The organism is Rhizobium sp. WYJ-E13, assembly GCF_018987265.1.
Taxonomy (GTDB): domain Bacteria; phylum Pseudomonadota; class Alphaproteobacteria; order Rhizobiales; family Rhizobiaceae; genus Rhizobium.
Window position 1 is genome coordinate 2,723,035 of the sequence record NZ_CP076853.1, and the last position, 15,409, is coordinate 2,738,443.

Genomic DNA, 15,409 nt, shown 5'->3' on the forward strand with positions numbered 1-15,409 from the left:
GACCGCGCTTATAACCTTCGGCGGAAATTCCGGCAACCCCTCACCTATTTTTTCGTCATCCGCACAATTCGAGACAGCGCAAGCATCAGTCCGCCGGCAACCAGCCCCCAGAAGGCGCCGGAAATGCCGCCGAAGGAAACGCCCGACGCCGTGACGAGGAAAGTGATCGCCGCAGCCTCACGCGTATCCGGCGCCTGAAAGGCCGCCATGGCAGATCCGGAGAAGGCGCCGACAAGTGCGAGACCCGCCACGGCCTCGATCAGGATCGGCGGCGCCAATGCGACAAAGGCCGTCACGGCGCCCGCAAGCAGGCCGAGAATGACGTAACCGATACCCGAAATCAGCGCTGCCCAATAGCGCCGCGAAGGATCGGCATGCGCATCCTGCCCGGCGCACATCGCCGCCGTGATCGCCGCCAGATTGATCGCATGCCCGCCGAAGGGCGCCGCCAGAAGCGAGAAGACGCCAGTGACGGCAAAGAGCGGTCCCGGCTTCGGATCATAGTGATTGACCTTCAGTACGGCGATGCCGGGAATGTTCTGCGACGCCATCGTCACGATGAAGAGCGGCAGGGCAATGGACACGAAGCCCGCAAGATTGAAAACCGGATGGACGATGTCGATGACAGGCACCAGCGACTGTTCGAGTGAAGCCAGCGCGCCCTCCGGAATATCGACACCGAAGGCCAGCACCATCACGAAGGCCACCAGCGCTGCCGGTACCGCCCAAAGGCGCTTGAAGGCGCCGACCACGATCCAGGTCAGAATGATCGGCAATCCAAGCAGTGGATTGAAGGCGATCGCCTTCACCGGGGCAAAGCAGAGACCGAGCAAAACACCCGAGAGCATGGCATTGGCAAGCGGCGCGGGAATGGCGGCGACAGCCCGCCCGAGCGGCTTGAACAGCCCGGCAACGACGATCAGCACACCGCAGAGAATAAAGGCTCCGATAGCCGTATCGAAACCGCCGTCAATCGTGCCGATGCTCGCCAGCAGCGCCGCACCAGGGGTCGACCAGGCAATGCTGACCGGCAGGCGCGTGACGGCACTGAGCATGACGGCGCAAAGTCCCATGGAAATCGACAGCGCCATCAGCCCCGAAGCGGCCTGCGCATCGGTCGCCCCAACCGCCTGCAATCCGTGCAGCACCACAGCAAAGGAGCTGGTAAACCCGACGAACGCCGTCAACAGACCCATGAACAGGCTCTGGACGGAAAAATCTTTGAACATAGCGCGACTCCGGCTGCGAAGATTGCGCATGGAGCAGCATAAGAGAATTGCACGCAAGCCGGATTGCCGCCGGAAATGTTCGCCTGAGCGGCAATCCCCGAGATTACATCTCGCTAACTCGGCGGATATGGAAACGCCCCGCCTGCGGCTGGCAGACGGAGCGTAAGTTCAAAAAGAGATCAGCGAAAGATCAGATTTCGCTCTGCGAGGTCACGACGCGAGCGACGAGACCATAGGCAACGGCGTCCTCGGCCGAGAGCCAGTAATCGCGGTCGATATCCTTGGCGATCTTTTCTTCCGTCTGACCGGTGGCTTTCGAGAAGATCTTGATCAGTCGCTCGTTCATCTTGATGATCTCGCGTGCCTGGATCTCGATGTCCGAAGCCATGCCGCGGGTGCCGCCGGACGGCTGGTGCAGCAGGAAGCGGGTATTCGGCAGGCAGATGCGGCGTTCTTTCGGAGCCGCGGCATAGATGAGCGCACCGGCAGAGGCGACCCAGCCCGTGCCGATCATCCAGACCTTCGGCTTGATGAACTTGATCATGTCATGAATGGAATCGCCGGATTCGACATGACCGCCGGGCGAATTCACGTAGATACGGATGTCTTCGTCATTGGCGGCAGCGAGCGCGACGAGCTGGGTGCAGACCTTCTGCGCCAGTTCCTGCGTAATCGGCCCGTAGATGAAGATCGAACGCGACTTGAAAAGGTTCGCCTCCGTTTCCTTGCCGAGCGGCAGTTCCTTCGTCTTTTCGTCCTGTTCTTCTTCTTCGTTCATTCGAACCTCTCTCACGTCCAATGCGGTTCCTCGCACATAGTGCGACTCAATGCGTAAAACAATGCGGGAAAAAGAGGAAGCAGGAAGCGGTGAAGATATTCTTATGACAAACGGACGATATCATCGCATCCTCTGAAAAGACCGGGAGAAACGCAAAATGACCTCCTCCCTACTGCGCGCAGCCGTACGCAACAACGCATACTGGTGCGACGCCGTCTGCAAGGCGCAGGGCTCGCCCGGCGAGTTCACGTCAACACTCTGGTTCCACCGCCGCGGCACGCCGCCCTTCTATCCCGATGCCATAACGCTGACAGAGACGGACGACGAAACGGCGGAGGCGATCGCCACGCTGGTCAATAGCGAGAAGCGCGACTGGGCGGTCAAGGACAGCTACGCGGCTGTCGATCTCGCACCACTCGGCTTCACGATCCTGTTCGAAGCCGAATGGATCGGTATGCGCACGCCAATCCCGGCACCATCCCCATTCACATGGCAGCGCATGGAAAGCGCCGCCGATCTTGCGCGATGGCAGGCGGAATGGGGCAAGGCGAACGGGCCGATAACGCAGACGATCTTTACCGAGCCACTGCTGCATGATCCTGAAATCACTTTCCTGCTTGGTTTCGAGCACGGCCAACCGGTCGGCGGCGGGATCCTCAATCACCATGCCGGCGTCGTCGGCCATTCCAACCTGTTTGCCGAGGACCGGCACGGTGAAGCCATCCGCCGCGGGCTGATCGCGCAGGCCGCCAGGCTCTATCCGGGAGAACCGCTTGTCGGCTACGAACACGGCGACGACCTGGACGAGGCGCTGCGCACGGGCTTCGAACTTCTGGGGCCTCTACGCATCTGGCTGAAGGAGGCCTGAGCTTACTGAAATGTAAGCCGCCAAGGCTTTGAAATGCCCCAATCGCTTCCTAACTCAGCTTAACGCGGCCCTCCCGCCGAACGCTAAAGCCGCAGAACTTTAAAGGAGACAGGACATGTCACCGGAAGAACGCCAATTGCTGATCGCCCTCTTCGATCGCGTCCGTACCGCAGCCGCCACGCCGCGCGATCCGGAAGCCGAAGCGCTGATATCGGAAGCGACCCGTGTGCAACCCTCTGCCACCTATTATCTGGCACAGGCCGTCATCGTTCAGGAAAAGGGTCTGGAGGCAGCATCCAACCATATCAAGGAGCTCGAAGAGCGTGTCCGGCAGTTCGAAGCCGGCGCCGGTGATCACCGCCAGGCTGAACAGGGTGGTTTCCTGAGCTCCATCTTCGGCAGCACGCAGACACAACAGCCGGCGCCCGCTCCCGGCCCATGGGGTGGCGCGCCGAGAGATAGCTATGAACAGCCGCGCGGCTATGACAACGCCCGCCAGATGCCGCAACAGCCTACCGGTCCCTGGACCCAGCAAGCCAATGCGCCCTCTGCCGGCGGCAGCTTCCTGCGCGGCGCGCTCGGCACGGCAGCCGGTGTCGCCGGCGGCATGCTGCTTGCCAATTCGCTTTCCGGCATCTTCGGCAACCACATGTCGTCGCTTGGCTGGGGCTCGCCTTTTGGCGGCGCCAATCCCTTTGGCAATACCAGCAGCCCTGTCGAGGAAACTGTCATCAACAATTACTACGGCGACAACAGCCAAGCTGACGATAACCGAGCCGACGATAACGACAATATCCAGCAGGCGGATTACGACGACAATGACGACGACTTTTCCGACGATTCCGGCAATGACACGACGGATGTTTGAGATCTGATGCGCTGGATGGGCGGCAGTAAGTTTTAAATTGCCGAACTGTTGCCCGGCACTTCGCTTTAGGCTCAGGGCGTTCGCCGCTGCAATCGATTCAAAGCAATTCCAGAAAAAGTGCCTGGCGGTTTTTCGTCCGGAATTGCGTTGAAGGAAGAACTATCGATTGGTCGGGCTGCGCCAGACCGCGGTTCACCCAACGCGGCTCACCCACGTCCGCGATAGGTCGCAACGCCTTGATCCGGCAGCCATACACCTTCCGGCGGCTTGCCGGTCTGCCAGAAAACGTCGATCGGAATGCCGCCGCGCGGATACCAGTAGGCGCCGATGCGCAGCCACTTCGGGTCGAGCAACTCAACGATGCGCTTGGCGATGTAAATCGAGCAATCCTCGTGGAAAGCGCCGTGATTGCGGAAGGAATGCAGGAAGAGCTTCAGCGATTTCGATTCCACGAGCCATTCGTTCGGAATGTAGTCGATGACGATATGGGCGAAATCCGGCTGACCGGTCATGGGGCAGAGCGACGTGAATTCCGGTGCAGTGAAGCGCACGACATAATCGGTGCCGGCATGGTTGGCAGGCACCTTTTCGAGGACCGCTTCTTCGGGGTTCTTTGCGGTTTCCGTCTGCTGGCCCAGCATCGAAAGGCTGGAAACGTCTGTCTTCGGCATTACGCCTCCTTGATCACTTTGACGCGGATACCGTGAGCTTTTTCGCCCTCCGGCTCCACGTGAATGGCAATTGTCGCGCCCGCATGCGCTGCGCGAATGGCATCTTCAAGGCGGTCGCAAATATCATGGGCTTCGCGAACCGTCATCTTGGCAGGCACAACCAGATGGAAATCGACGAAGGTCACCGAACCGGCGCGCCGCGTCTTCAGATCATGCACCCCGATCGAGCCTGCCGCATGGGTGGCGATCACCTGCTTGATCGCCTCCTCCTCCTGTGGCTCGACCGCCTGGTCCATCAGCCCGCCGATCGACTGAGAAATCACCTTCCAGCCCTGATACAGGATGTTGAGCGCAACCAGAATGGCAAGAACGGGGTCGAAGATCGCATAGCCCGTCGCAAGCGCCAGAAGCAGGCCAACGAGAACGCCAACGGAAGTGACCACATCCGACATGATGTGCTGCCCATCCGCCGTCAAAGCCGCAGAACGGTGCTTTCGCCCGGTACGGATCAAAAGCTGCGCCCAAATGGCATTGATAACCCCGGCGGCGAAGTTGATCGCAAGACCCAGAACCGGAGCTTCGAGCATGCGCGGATCGGCAAGCTGGCCGACAGCTGCCTCGACGATCAGCAGCGCCGCGACGACGATCATCACCCCTTCGGTGACGGCAGAGAGATATTCCGCCTTGTGATGACCAAAGGGATGGTCGTGGTCGGCCGGTTTCTGCGCATAGCGGATGACGAAGAAGGCGATGAAAGCCGCCACCACATTGACGAAGGATTCCAGCCCGTCCGAGAGCAGCGCCACGGAGCCCGTCACCCACCAGGCGACCATCTTGAGTCCCATCACACCGAGCGACACGGGGATGCCCCAGAACGCCAGGTTCCGAACCGTGAGATTGCCCTCGTCGTTCATATCATCCCCCTGCGGATGCGAATGAATTGCAGCATCTAAGCCATTGAAACGCAAAACCGCCCACGCGGGAATCGCGCAGGCGGCCAATGCGGGTGATATGGGCAATCCGGTCCAAAAAGTCAAAGGCCTTGCAGATTAAAACAGGGGTAAGTTCTTCCCGAGTGAATGGCGTTCTCTACGCTGCGTCGCATGATTGACGCCGCCTACATAAGCACTTATATAACTTGTTATTAAATTTGAAGAGGAACCGGTTTGGTTGAAGATATCGTGAAATCGCTGGGCTACCTATGCCTTGGCAGCCGCTTCCGTCGGATCGGCGAGCGCCTGCAGGCCGATACGCAGCAGGTGATCGAAGAACTGGGCGTCTCCATCCAGGCCGCGCAATACCCCTTTCTCGGCGCCATCGACAGGCTCGGACCTCTGACGGTAGGGGAATTGGCGCAGGCCGTGGGTATCACCCAGCCCGGCGCGACGCGCACCGCTTACCAACTCATGGAACTCGGCTTCCTCGATATGCAACAGTCCGCCGAAGACCAGCGGCGAAGGGTCGTTTCACTGACACCGAAAGGACAGGAACTCGTCGACTATTCCAGACAACAGGTCTGGCCGCGCATCGCAGCCGCCGTTGCCGATCTTTGCAGGGATCTCGACGGCCCGCTGCTTGAGCAGCTTGCAGCAATCGAGGATGGGCTTTCCGAAGCATCGCTCATCCGCCGCACCAGCGTCGCGCAGGAGAAAACCCCATGAGCCATATCCTGGATCGACCGATCTGGAACGCGCTTCAGACGACGCATGCCGATCTTGCCGAGGGCGGTAAACACGCGATGCGCTATCCGCCCTCCATCGTTCCCTTCGCGGCCGCAGCCGACGAGACGCACGAAAGTCTTGAAGCGCTCGAGAACCTGCCGGCGGCAGACGAGGTCATGGCGATCGTCGAAGCCGGACCTGTCACTATTCCGGACGGTCTGACGCTCGTCTCAGAAGGAAAGCTCGTGCAGATGATCGCCGAGCGGCCTTACGAGCGTATTTCCGACAGCCGGCTGAAGCCACTGACCATTGATGATGCGGAAGAAATGCTCGCTTTGGCAACGCTGACCAAGCCAGGTCCTTTCACCCTTCGTGCCCAAAGCCTCGGAACCTTCTGGGGTGTGAAGATCGACGGCCGTCTCGTCGCCATGGCCGGCCAGCGCCTGCGTCTCCCCGGATTTGGCGAGCTCAGCGGCCTTTGCACCCATCCCGATTTTCAGGGGCGCGGCCTCGGCACCCTACTCTTCCGCTATGTCGCCGGAGAAATTTCCGCCAGGGGCGACACCGTCTTCCTGCATGCCTATTACACCAACACGTCAGCCATCACGCTCTACAAGGCGCTCGGCTTCACGCTGCGATCGGAAATGAACCTGCACGTCGTCAAGCGCCGCGCATAGGCCGGCTAAAACACCGCAGGCTCACGCTTTTACCATGCGCGCCATGATAGCGACCCAATTGCATGGTGTGGACGGCCTTGCAGTCAATTGGGGACCGCGTGAGACATGCATTGGATCAATCGCTATATCGACCAACCGTTGCTTGACGGTGCGGCCAGTTCCTTGCGGGCCTGGCACCTCCGGACCGGCCTGTCGCCGGAACGGCTGGAGCCGCTCTGGAACATCGCCGTGACAGGCCTGCTGATCTTCGCGGCCAGCCATTTCCTTGCTGGTCCAGCGCTCCTATTGTGCTACGGCGGCCTCATCATGCTCGCGCTCCCGTCGGCCAGTGCGCTGTTTACCGGCCGCACTGCGGGCAGCTACGACGTCGCTGCTTACAAGAGGCTCAGAACCAGGGCTTTCATGAAGCGTGAGGCAGAATGGGCCGTCCGGCTCGCCATACTATTCACTGCTGCCTGCCTTCCCTTCATCACCCGCTCCGGCGATCCGGCCGCGGCCTATTTCATGATCGGCGCCAGTCTCTGGTTCGTGCTGACAGGACCGGCCAGATCCTATCTGGCGGCAGCAGAACCACCCCTGCCACGCGATGGCGACCCGTCCTTCAAGACGGATCTGCAGTTCGGCTGAGCAAACTTAAATCAGTACGCAATTCAATTGTCGCAGCGACAATGGAACGAACCGCTCACGCTTCCGTTATCCTTGCCAGCAGCAGACAAAGGAGATCGCGATGCTGTATTATGCTCTGGTATTTCTCGTCGTAGCCCTGATTGCAGGCGTCCTTGGATTTGGCGGCATCGCCGGTGCGTCCGCTTCGATAGCCCAGGTTCTGTTCTTCATCTTCCTGGTGCTGTTCGTCGTGTCCATCGTCGCCCGGCTCATGCGGCGCGTATAGACGGACAACCCAACGCACATAAAACCCGCCGTTGCCGGCGGGTTTTATTGACTGTAGCTCTTAAAGATTGGCCTCAGGCTGCTTTGGTCTTGGCCCGGCGCGCAAGATGCGCCACCACGTTCTCGATCATTCGCATGCCAGCGTCGCCGCCGAGCGTCATGATCGATTCCGGGTGGAACTGCACGGCAGCGATCGGCTCCTTCGCGTGCTCGATGCCCATAATAGTACCGTCTTCACTCTCAGCGGTGATGATGAACTCCCGCGGCAGCGTCGAAGGATCGGCGAAGATCGAGTGATAACGACCAACCGTAACTTCCTTGCCAAGGCCGGAGAAGACGATACCTGGCTCAAGCACGCGGATGCGCGACGGCTTGCCGTGCATCGGCAGCGCCAAATGGCGAAGCTCGCCGCCATAGGCTTCGGCCAGTGCCTGCAGGCCGAGGCAGACGCCGAAGATCGGCAGGTTGCGTGCCCGCGCCTTCTTGATCGTCGCCTTGCAGTCGAAATCCTTGGGATTGCCGGGACCGGGCGACAGCACGACGAGATCCGGATTCAACCGGTCGAAGATCTCCTCCGGCACCGGTGTACGCACGGTCGAAACCGTGGCGCCCGTCTGGCGGAAGTAATTCGCCAGCGTATGTACGAAGCTGTCTTCATGGTCGATCAGCAGGATGTTGACGCCCTTACCGACAGAGGCAACATCGCGCTGGGTCTTGCCGGAATTGCCCGTCTTGGCATCGCGGATTGCGGAAAGCATGGCAGAGGCCTTCAATTCGGTTTCGGCTTCTTCTTCGTCGGGAATGGAATCGTTCAGCAGCGTCGCACCGGCACGCACTTCGGCAATTCCATCCTTGATGCGCACGGTGCGCAGCGTCAGGCCGGTATTCATGTCGCCATTGAAGCCGACCATCCCGATCGCCCCACCATACCATGCGCGCGGACTCTTCTCATGGGATTCGATGAAACGCATCGCCCAGAGCTTCGGCGCACCAGTGACGGTGACAGCCCAGGCGTGGCTGAGGAAACCGTCGAACGCGTCCATATCGTCGCGTAGACGACCTTCAATGTGGTCGACCGTATGAATGAGGCGCGAATACATCTCGATCTGCCGGCGGCCGATCACCTTGACGGAACCCGGCTCGCAGACGCGGCTTTTGTCGTTGCGGTCGACATCCGAGCACATGGTCAGCTCGGACTCATCCTTCTTCGAGTTCAAGAGCTTCAGGATCTGCTCGCTGTCAGCGATCGGATCGTCGCCACGCTTGATCGTGCCCGAGATCGGGCAGGTCTCGATGCGGCGGCCGGAAACACGCACGAACATTTCCGGCGAAGCGCCGACCAGATATTCCTGATTGCCGAGATTGATGAAGAAGGAATAGGGCGACGGATTGATCGCCTTCAGCCGCTTGGAAATATCGGATGGCTTACTTTCGCAGCGCTCCATGAACTTCTGGCCCGGCACGACTTCGAAGAGATCGCCCTTGCGGAAGCTCTCCTTCGCCTTGACGACGAGTTCGGCATATTCGCCCGGCCGGTGATCGCTCTTCGGCGGGATGACATCGGTGCGCACGAAAGGCTCTGCCGCAATATCCTCGGCCTTGCCCTCGGTCGTCTTGCCGTCCTTGGCGAAATCGTAGCGGTCGATCCAGGCCTTGGCAGCATAGTTGTCGACGACGAGGATTTCGTCCGGCAGGTAGAGAACCATGTCGCGCTGGTCGGAAGGCCGCTCCAGCTTGAGGTTGATCGCATCGAACTGGAAGGCGAGATCGTAACCGAAGGCGCCATAAAAGCCGAGGCTGGCATCGGCCTGCGAATGGAAGAGATCGGTGATGGCACGAAGCACCGTAAACACCGTCGGCATCTTCGAGCGCTCTTCTTCGGTAAAGACTCGGTCCGGCATCTTGACCGTCAGGTCGAGCCTGCGCGCGGTCGATGCGCCGAGTTCGAGTTCGCTGACGGTCTTCAGCCGTTCGATGATAAATTCGAGGATGACCTCGCCGCGCTCGTTATAGGCTTCGATCCAGACATTGCGGCCGAAGGAGGAAACGCCGAGCGGCGGATCGACGACAGCCGTATCCCAACGCGTATAACGGCCTGGATATTCGTAATTCGACGAGAAGACGGCGCCGCGCCGCTCGTCGAGCTTGTCGACATAGGACGAGACCGCGTCGGCATAGGGAATTGCCCGCCTTTGCCGGGTGACGGTGATGCCGCCCTTGGTCTCATAGATTTCCGCACCATCATCCCGCAGGATCGTTACCATAGTTCCACTCCATTATCGGACCCGGACGAAAGGCGGCCTCTGAAACAAAAAAGCCGCCTCGAAGTTTCGGGCGGCTCGTTCGTCGTCTTTGGACACGATTGGTCGAGGCCGCCTCAGCGAGCCCACCACCAAACTGCAATGTTCAAGGACTTCTTCATGGGCGAAATTGTTAGCCTGAGATGGAGCCAAGCGCAAGAGGCCATTCACGCACCAAAAAAAGGGCGGCCCGAAAGCCGCCCCTACCCCAGCCTGATAGGGCTGATTCTTGCTTAGAACGTCTTGGTGACCGAGATCTTGAAGGTACGACCCGGTTCCGAATACCACTCCTTCGGCTGCGAAGAACTTGAACTCAGGTTGACGTCGCGAACGGCGAGAGCGTTGTAATATTCCTGATCGAAGATGTTGTAGACGCCGCCCTGGATGCGCAGTCCCTTGACCTGTTCAGGCGTCCACCATGCCGTCAGGTCGACGATGCCGTAACCCGGCGCGTCGAACGAGGTCGTCGCGTTGTCGTTGCCGGTCATCTGCGACGAGAGAGTCGAAGACAAGTCGAAGCCGTACTCATCATTGCTCCAGCCACCGCCAATGATGGCCTTGAACGGTGCCACAGAGCGCAGCCGCTCCTGCGTATCGTCATTGCGGCCGTATGTATAAGCAAGCGACGTGTGAAGGTTGATACCATTGTCGAACGTCTTGATCAGGTTCGCTTCGAGCCCGGAAATGGAAGCCGAAGATACGTTCGTGTAGTTGAAGGTCGTGAAGCCGGTGGCATCGACCGTCGTAACCGTTTCGATGAAGTTCTGATAACGGGTGTGGAAAGCTGCAACGCGACCCTGGAAACCGCCGGTATCGAAATTCGCACCGATCTCAACTCCACGGCCAATTTCCGGATCGAGATCCGGATTACCCAGCTGGGCATAGCGACCTGTCGGATTGTAGAAGCGGCTATAGAGCTCATCGACGGTCGGAGCGCGGAAGCCAACGGCCAACTGCGCATAGAGCTGAACGTCAGGTGTCAGGTCGTAGGTCGCAAGCAGCTTGGGTGACATGCCGGCTTCGGTGCGATCGCGCAGATCACCGAAACGGGTAACGCCAGTGTTGGTGGCAAAACCGCCACCGGTCGACGGATTGTAATTGAACCAGTCGAAGCGGAAGCCCGGAGTCAGCGCAAAGCCGGTATTACCGATCTCGATCTTGTCTTCGAACGTCAGCGCGAGATTTTGGCTGTCGACATCGGGCACTTCTGCCTGGTTGTTCAGCGACGGGCACGTCGTCGGAGTCGGGCAAAGCGCCCAGCTAAACTGCGTCCACTTCGACACACCGACGTCAAGGCCGACGCGAACGGAGTGGTTGAGACCGGAATATTCGAAGTCTTTGGTTGCCGTACCGCTGAAGCCCCAGGTTTCGTTTTCAATCTCGTTGTTACGGCCATAGGCGACATTGGCTGCCGTGCGACCGCCGCTGCCGGCTTCTTTCTTCAAATCCAGCCAATAGAGGGTGGCGCGTGCACTGCTGAAGAACGCGTCTGAAGATTGTGCCTCATAATCATAATCGAGCGAGACCCGATCGCGGTCGCGCAAGTCACGGCCATCGAAATTGTCGATCATATATGTGCGACCTGTGCCCTGCTGCTCGCGAAGATCGGTCTTCAGATCGCGGCGGAAACGTTCGGCTGTCAGACCGATACGATGACCGCCTTCGAGATCCTGGCGCAGCTTGAAAAGCAGGTTGTGCTGGTCGAAATCGGCCGGATCGGCTTCAGTGCGCAAACGGCCATAGCTGTCGTTATCGCCCTTGTTGTCGCGCTCATGGCCCTTTCGATAGGCCCCTTGGAAGAGGATCGACGTGTTACCGACTTTCTTGGCAGCGGCAGCGGATCCAGAAATGCTGCGGTCTTCACTATCGTAGGTCGACTTGACGATCGCGCCCCAGTCGCGATCCTCGGGGATCAGGTCTTCAGGCTCGAGCGTATTGAGGACGAAAGCGCCGCCGAGCATGCCCGAACCGCCTTTGCTCGAATCCGCACCGCGCACGATATCGAGAGAGGAGAGCGAATCGAAATCAAACGTGTCGCCGCCGCCATTGGCGTTGCTGGTCGCAAAGGCGCCCTGACGCGAGCTATTGGAAACATAGGGGATCGGGATTCCGTCGATGGTCGTCAGAATGCGCGAGCCGGAAAGGCCCCGCAGATTGAAGCCGGCGTCGGCACGCGAATAGTTCACGGTTGCATCGACACTGCGCCCGATATCGTCGTAATTCGTGACCTGCTTCTGTTCCAGTTCCTTCTTGTCTATCTGGGTGGCAAGCGGCGTGTCGGCAACACTGCCGGGGGCCGCACGATTCCCCTTGACGACGATCTTCTGGAGAACGGTTGCGCCGTCGGCATTCGTGGCCGGCGTCGCTGACGGCGCACTCTGAGCGAGAGCCTGTGAAACGGGAAAAACAAGTGCGGCTGCTGTGCAGACCATTAGAACCGAGCGCCAATGCCGGACGATCATAACCTACCCTCAAGTGGAAATTACCGGGCTGGCTGTCGTGGCGTGTCAGACGCTCGAGGGGCTGGCTAGGCTTGCGGACGACTGCGGAGATTTCCGCCTTCTTTTTGCCGCATAAAAAACATGAGTTTTATTGTCAATATATACGGGTAATTTATGTTGAATTATATGATCAAGTTTTAACGATCTTCCCAGACGTTGCGCAATTGCAACGAAATCGCCGCTCTTGCGTTTCCTCTCCGCTCGATCAACGACGGGAAACGACGTGTGAGAGAATTTCGGAAGATGGCGGTCCTTCTTGCCGCACTCGCCCTGCTCCCCGGCGCAAGACTGCCACGAACCGGCCCGGTACCACAGGCAAGACCTGAAGCCGCGACTGAAGCGCCTGCTGCCCCTCAGCCAGAAAAGAAACCGGAAACCGAGGAGGCTCCCAAGCCTCAGGCGGAGGATCAGCCCGAGCAGATGCCCGAGACAATGCCGGCGGCTTCCGAGGTTCCGATGCCGCAGCCTAAACCCGGAGCCCCCCCTCCCGCATCCCCAAACGGAAAGGATGAGTTGCCCCCTGCTCCGCCGGAAGATCGGAAGCCAATAGAACCCGGTGAGCAGACACTGGAGGAACAGCACCTGACCATCGAGCCCGAGAACGATGCGGACCATGCCGAATGCACAAGAGAATTGCAGAGCCTCGGCGTTGTCTTCCGGGAAACACCTCGCATCGACGATGGCAACGGATGCGGCATCGACAAACCGATCATTGTCTCTCAGGCCCTGCCCGGCATCACATTGAAACCCGAAGCAACGTTACGCTGCCCGACGGCACTGGCGCTCGCACGATGGATGAAGGGAAGCGTCATTCCCGCAGCCTCCGTCGCCCTGCCGGAGAGCGGCGAAATCACCACCATCAATCAGGCCTCCGCCTATATCTGCCGCCTGCGCAACGGCGCTGAGGCCGGGAAGATTTCTGAACATGCCCGCGGCAATGCCATCGATATAGCGAGCTTCAGCTTCGGGAAGGGCGAGGATGTCGCCATCCGCTCACGTCGCGAGGATTCGACCCTGACAGGCGCATTCCAGCGCACGGTGAGCGCGGCAGGCTGCCTCTATTTCACGACAGTACTCGATCCCGAGAGCGACGTTGCCCACGAGACCCACCTCCATCTCGACGTGATCAAGAGAAAGGGCGGCTATCGCTACTGCCACTGAAATTCAACAAGGAAGTAAAAGGCTTGGCCGAAAAAGCGCAAGCCGATTACGAAAGCCTTGAATCGGATTGTGAAATGGCTGCCGATCAAAACAGCCCTTCAATATACCCCTGGTCATTGAGGAAAATCCGTTCCGCCGACGGCGATTTCGGCAGGCCGGGCATTGTCATGATCTCCCCGGTGATGACGACGACGAAGCCCGCACCTGCCGACAAGCGCACTTCGCGCACCGGCACGATATGCCCCTCCGGCGCGCCGCGCAGGTTCGGATCGGTAGAGAACGAATATTGCGTCTTCGCCATGCAGACCGGCAGCTTGCCGTAGCCCTGCTCTTCCCAGGCCGCGAGCTGATCGCGCACAGCCTTGTCGGCGGTCACTTCGCCGGCATGATAGATCTTCGAAGCGACGATCTCGATCTTTTCGAATAGGGGCAGGTCGTCGCCATAGAGTGGCTCGAACCTCGCCTGTCCGGATTCGGCAAGCTCCACCACCTTGTACGCGAGCTCTTCGACGCCGGCCGAACCCTCCGCCCAGTGACGGCAAAGGATAGCTTCCGCGCCGTGGCGCGCGACAAATTCCTTCACGGCAGCGATTTCCGTGTCCGTATCCGAAATGAAATGGTTGATCGCAACCACTACAGGCACACCGAACCGTCGCACATTGGCGATATGGCGGCCAAGATTGGCGCAACCGCGCACCAGCGCCGCCACATTCTCGGTGCCGAGATCATCCTTCTTCACGCCGCCATTCATCTTCAGCGCGCGGACCGTCGCGACGATCACGGCAGCGCTCGGCTTCAACCCCGCCTTGCGGCACTTGATATCAAAGAATTTCTCGGCCCCGAGATCGGCCCCGAAACCCGCTTCCGTCACGACATAGTCGCCGAGTTTCAGCGCGGTCTTCGTCGCGATCACCGAATTACAGCCATGAGCGATATTGGCAAAAGGCCCGCCATGCACGAAGGCCGGATTGTTTTCCAGCGTCTGCACGAGATTCGGCTGCATGGCATCCTTCAGGAGCACGGCCATCGCCCCGTCCGCCCTGAGATCGCGGGCGTAGACCGGCGTCTTGTCGAAGCGGTAGCCGATGATGATGGCGCCGAGCCGGCGCTCCAGATCCTTGAGATCGCTCGCCAAACACAGGATCGCCATGACTTCGGACGCGACGGTGATATCGAAGCCATTCTGTCGCGGGAAACCGTTGGAGACACCGCCGAGCGAGGACACCATGCTGCGCAGCGCCCGGTCGTTCATGTCCATCACCCGTCGCCATGTGACGCGGCGCAGGTCGATATTCTCTTCGTTGCCCCAGTAGATGTGATTGTCGATCATCGCCGCGAGCAGATTATGCGCCGAGGTGATCGCGTGGAAATCGCCCGTGAAATGCAGGTTGATATCTTCCATCGGCACGACCTGCGCATAACCGCCGCCGGCCGCCCCACCCTTCACGCCGAAGCAGGGGCCAAGCGAAGCCTCGCGTATACAGACGATCGCCTTCTTGCCGATACGGTTCAGCCCGTCGCCGAGACCGACCGTGGTCGTCGTCTTGCCCTCGCCCGCCGGCGTTGGATTGATAGCGGTAACGAGGATCAGTTTGCCGTCCTTCTTGCCTTCTTGTGCGGCAATGAACTCGGCGCTGACCTTGGCCTTGTCGTGACCATAGGGAACGAGCTGCTCTTGCGGGATGCCGAGCTTGGCACCGATCTCGAAGATCGGTTTCTTCGTTGCCGCACGCGCGATTTCGATATCGGATTTAATGGCAGCCATGGATCAGGTTCCCGTTCTCTCAGCGCGCGACGGACTCGG

General features: G+C 59.6%; 14 protein-coding genes. 7 read left to right on the forward strand and 7 right to left on the reverse strand.

Translation table 11 applies throughout. The features are described from left to right. Positions 1 to 44: 44 nt before the first annotated feature. A complete protein-coding gene (locus KQ933_RS13760) occupies positions 45 to 1,259 on the reverse strand; it encodes a benzoate/H(+) symporter BenE family transporter (protein ID WP_216755400.1) in 1,215 nt (404 codons plus the stop codon). Between the two features lie 160 nt (positions 1,260 to 1,419). Next, positions 1,420 to 2,007: an ATP-dependent Clp protease proteolytic subunit gene (locus KQ933_RS13765; protein WP_216755401.1), complete on the reverse strand. Its 588-nt coding sequence runs from the start codon at positions 2,005 to 2,007 to the stop codon at positions 1,420 to 1,422. A 157-nt stretch (positions 2,008 to 2,164) separates the two neighbouring features. Here KQ933_RS13765 and KQ933_RS13770 point away from each other — a divergent pair, with 157 nt between their 5' ends. Together KQ933_RS13770 and KQ933_RS13775 are read left to right on the forward strand one after the other, a co-directional pair. After that, on the forward strand, positions 2,165 to 2,875 hold the full coding sequence (locus KQ933_RS13770; protein WP_216755402.1) for a hypothetical protein: 711 nt from the start codon (positions 2,165 to 2,167) through the stop codon (positions 2,873 to 2,875). A gap of 115 nt (positions 2,876 to 2,990) precedes the next feature. Continuing rightward, positions 2,991 to 3,743: a DUF2076 domain-containing protein gene (locus KQ933_RS13775; protein ID WP_216755403.1), complete on the forward strand. Its 753-nt coding sequence runs from the start codon at positions 2,991 to 2,993 to the stop codon at positions 3,741 to 3,743. Positions 3,744 to 3,949: 206 nt separating this feature from the next. Here the strand turns inward: KQ933_RS13775 and queF are convergent, their stop codons facing one another. Both queF and emfA read right to left on the reverse strand, forming a co-directional pair. Then, positions 3,950 to 4,414: a preQ(1) synthase gene (queF, locus tag KQ933_RS13780; RefSeq protein WP_216755404.1), complete on the reverse strand. Its 465-nt coding sequence runs from the start codon at positions 4,412 to 4,414 to the stop codon at positions 3,950 to 3,952. Continuing rightward, positions 4,414 to 5,328: a CDF family cation efflux transporter EmfA gene (emfA, locus tag KQ933_RS13785; protein WP_216755405.1), complete on the reverse strand. Its 915-nt coding sequence runs from the start codon at positions 5,326 to 5,328 to the stop codon at positions 4,414 to 4,416. Before emfA ends, queF begins: the two co-directional genes overlap by 1 nt. 252 nt (positions 5,329 to 5,580) lie before the next feature. Between emfA and KQ933_RS13790 the strand changes: the two genes are divergently transcribed. The 4 genes from KQ933_RS13790 to KQ933_RS13805 all read left to right on the forward strand — a co-directional run bounded on the left by KQ933_RS13790 (position 5,581) and on the right by KQ933_RS13805 (position 7,644). Beyond that, positions 5,581 to 6,075, forward strand: a complete 495-nt coding sequence (locus KQ933_RS13790) for a MarR family winged helix-turn-helix transcriptional regulator (RefSeq protein WP_216755406.1) — start codon at positions 5,581 to 5,583, stop codon at positions 6,073 to 6,075. After that, positions 6,072 to 6,752: a GNAT family N-acetyltransferase gene (locus tag KQ933_RS13795; protein ID WP_216755407.1), complete on the forward strand. Its 681-nt coding sequence runs from the start codon at positions 6,072 to 6,074 to the stop codon at positions 6,750 to 6,752. Before KQ933_RS13790 ends, KQ933_RS13795 begins: the two co-directional genes overlap by 4 nt. A gap of 105 nt (positions 6,753 to 6,857) precedes the next feature. Then, the gene (locus KQ933_RS13800; protein ID WP_216755408.1) at positions 6,858 to 7,379 is read left to right on the forward strand and encodes a hypothetical protein; all 522 of its coding nucleotides are present in this window, start codon (positions 6,858 to 6,860) and stop codon (positions 7,377 to 7,379) included. A 100-nt stretch (positions 7,380 to 7,479) separates the two neighbouring features. Continuing rightward, complete coding sequence (locus KQ933_RS13805) at positions 7,480 to 7,644, forward strand: DUF1328 domain-containing protein (protein WP_007824505.1); 165 nt, start codon at positions 7,480 to 7,482, stop codon at positions 7,642 to 7,644. A gap of 73 nt (positions 7,645 to 7,717) precedes the next feature. Here KQ933_RS13805 and KQ933_RS13810 read toward each other — a convergent pair whose 3' ends face one another. Further along, complete coding sequence (locus KQ933_RS13810; protein WP_216755409.1) at positions 7,718 to 9,907, reverse strand: anthranilate synthase; 2,190 nt, start codon at positions 9,905 to 9,907, stop codon at positions 7,718 to 7,720. Positions 9,908 to 10,176: 269 nt separating this feature from the next. Then, positions 10,177 to 12,405 carry a TonB-dependent hemoglobin/transferrin/lactoferrin family receptor gene (locus tag KQ933_RS13815; protein WP_216755410.1) on the reverse strand — a complete coding sequence of 743 codons (2,229 nt, stop codon included), beginning with the start codon at positions 12,403 to 12,405 and terminating at the stop codon, positions 10,177 to 10,179. Between the two features lie 552 nt (positions 12,406 to 12,957). Between KQ933_RS13815 and KQ933_RS13820 the strand changes: the two genes are divergently transcribed. Then, positions 12,958 to 13,605, forward strand: a complete 648-nt coding sequence (locus KQ933_RS13820) for an extensin family protein (RefSeq protein ID WP_253958240.1) — start codon at positions 12,958 to 12,960, stop codon at positions 13,603 to 13,605. A gap of 85 nt (positions 13,606 to 13,690) precedes the next feature. Here KQ933_RS13820 and KQ933_RS13825 read toward each other — a convergent pair whose 3' ends face one another. Next, complete coding sequence (locus tag KQ933_RS13825; RefSeq protein ID WP_216755412.1) at positions 13,691 to 15,370, reverse strand: formate--tetrahydrofolate ligase; 1,680 nt, start codon at positions 15,368 to 15,370, stop codon at positions 13,691 to 13,693. Between the last annotated feature and the right edge of the window lie 39 nt (positions 15,371 to 15,409).

Coding starts and splice junctions, on each gene's coding strand:
- KQ933_RS13810 (WP_216755409.1), bottom strand. CDS start 9,907: ATGGTAACGATCCTGCGGGATGATGGTGCGGAAATCTATGAGACCAAG.
- KQ933_RS13800 (WP_216755408.1), top strand. CDS start 6,858: ATGCATTGGATCAATCGCTATATCGACCAACCGTTGCTTGACGGTGCG.
- KQ933_RS13825 (WP_216755412.1), bottom strand. CDS start 15,370: ATGGCTGCCATTAAATCCGATATCGAAATCGCGCGTGCGGCAACGAAG.
- emfA (WP_216755405.1), bottom strand. CDS start 5,328: ATGAACGACGAGGGCAATCTCACGGTTCGGAACCTGGCGTTCTGGGGC.
- queF (WP_216755404.1), bottom strand. CDS start 4,414: ATGCCGAAGACAGACGTTTCCAGCCTTTCGATGCTGGGCCAGCAGACG.
- KQ933_RS13770 (WP_216755402.1), top strand. CDS start 2,165: ATGACCTCCTCCCTACTGCGCGCAGCCGTACGCAACAACGCATACTGG.
- KQ933_RS13795 (WP_216755407.1), top strand. CDS start 6,072: ATGAGCCATATCCTGGATCGACCGATCTGGAACGCGCTTCAGACGACG.
- KQ933_RS13805 (WP_007824505.1), top strand. CDS start 7,480: ATGCTGTATTATGCTCTGGTATTTCTCGTCGTAGCCCTGATTGCAGGC.
- KQ933_RS13815 (WP_216755410.1), bottom strand. CDS start 12,405: ATGATCGTCCGGCATTGGCGCTCGGTTCTAATGGTCTGCACAGCAGCC.
- KQ933_RS13760 (WP_216755400.1), bottom strand. CDS start 1,259: ATGCGCAATCTTCGCAGCCGGAGTCGCGCTATGTTCAAAGATTTTTCC.
- KQ933_RS13765 (WP_216755401.1), bottom strand. CDS start 2,007: ATGAACGAAGAAGAAGAACAGGACGAAAAGACGAAGGAACTGCCGCTC.
- KQ933_RS13775 (WP_216755403.1), top strand. CDS start 2,991: ATGTCACCGGAAGAACGCCAATTGCTGATCGCCCTCTTCGATCGCGTC.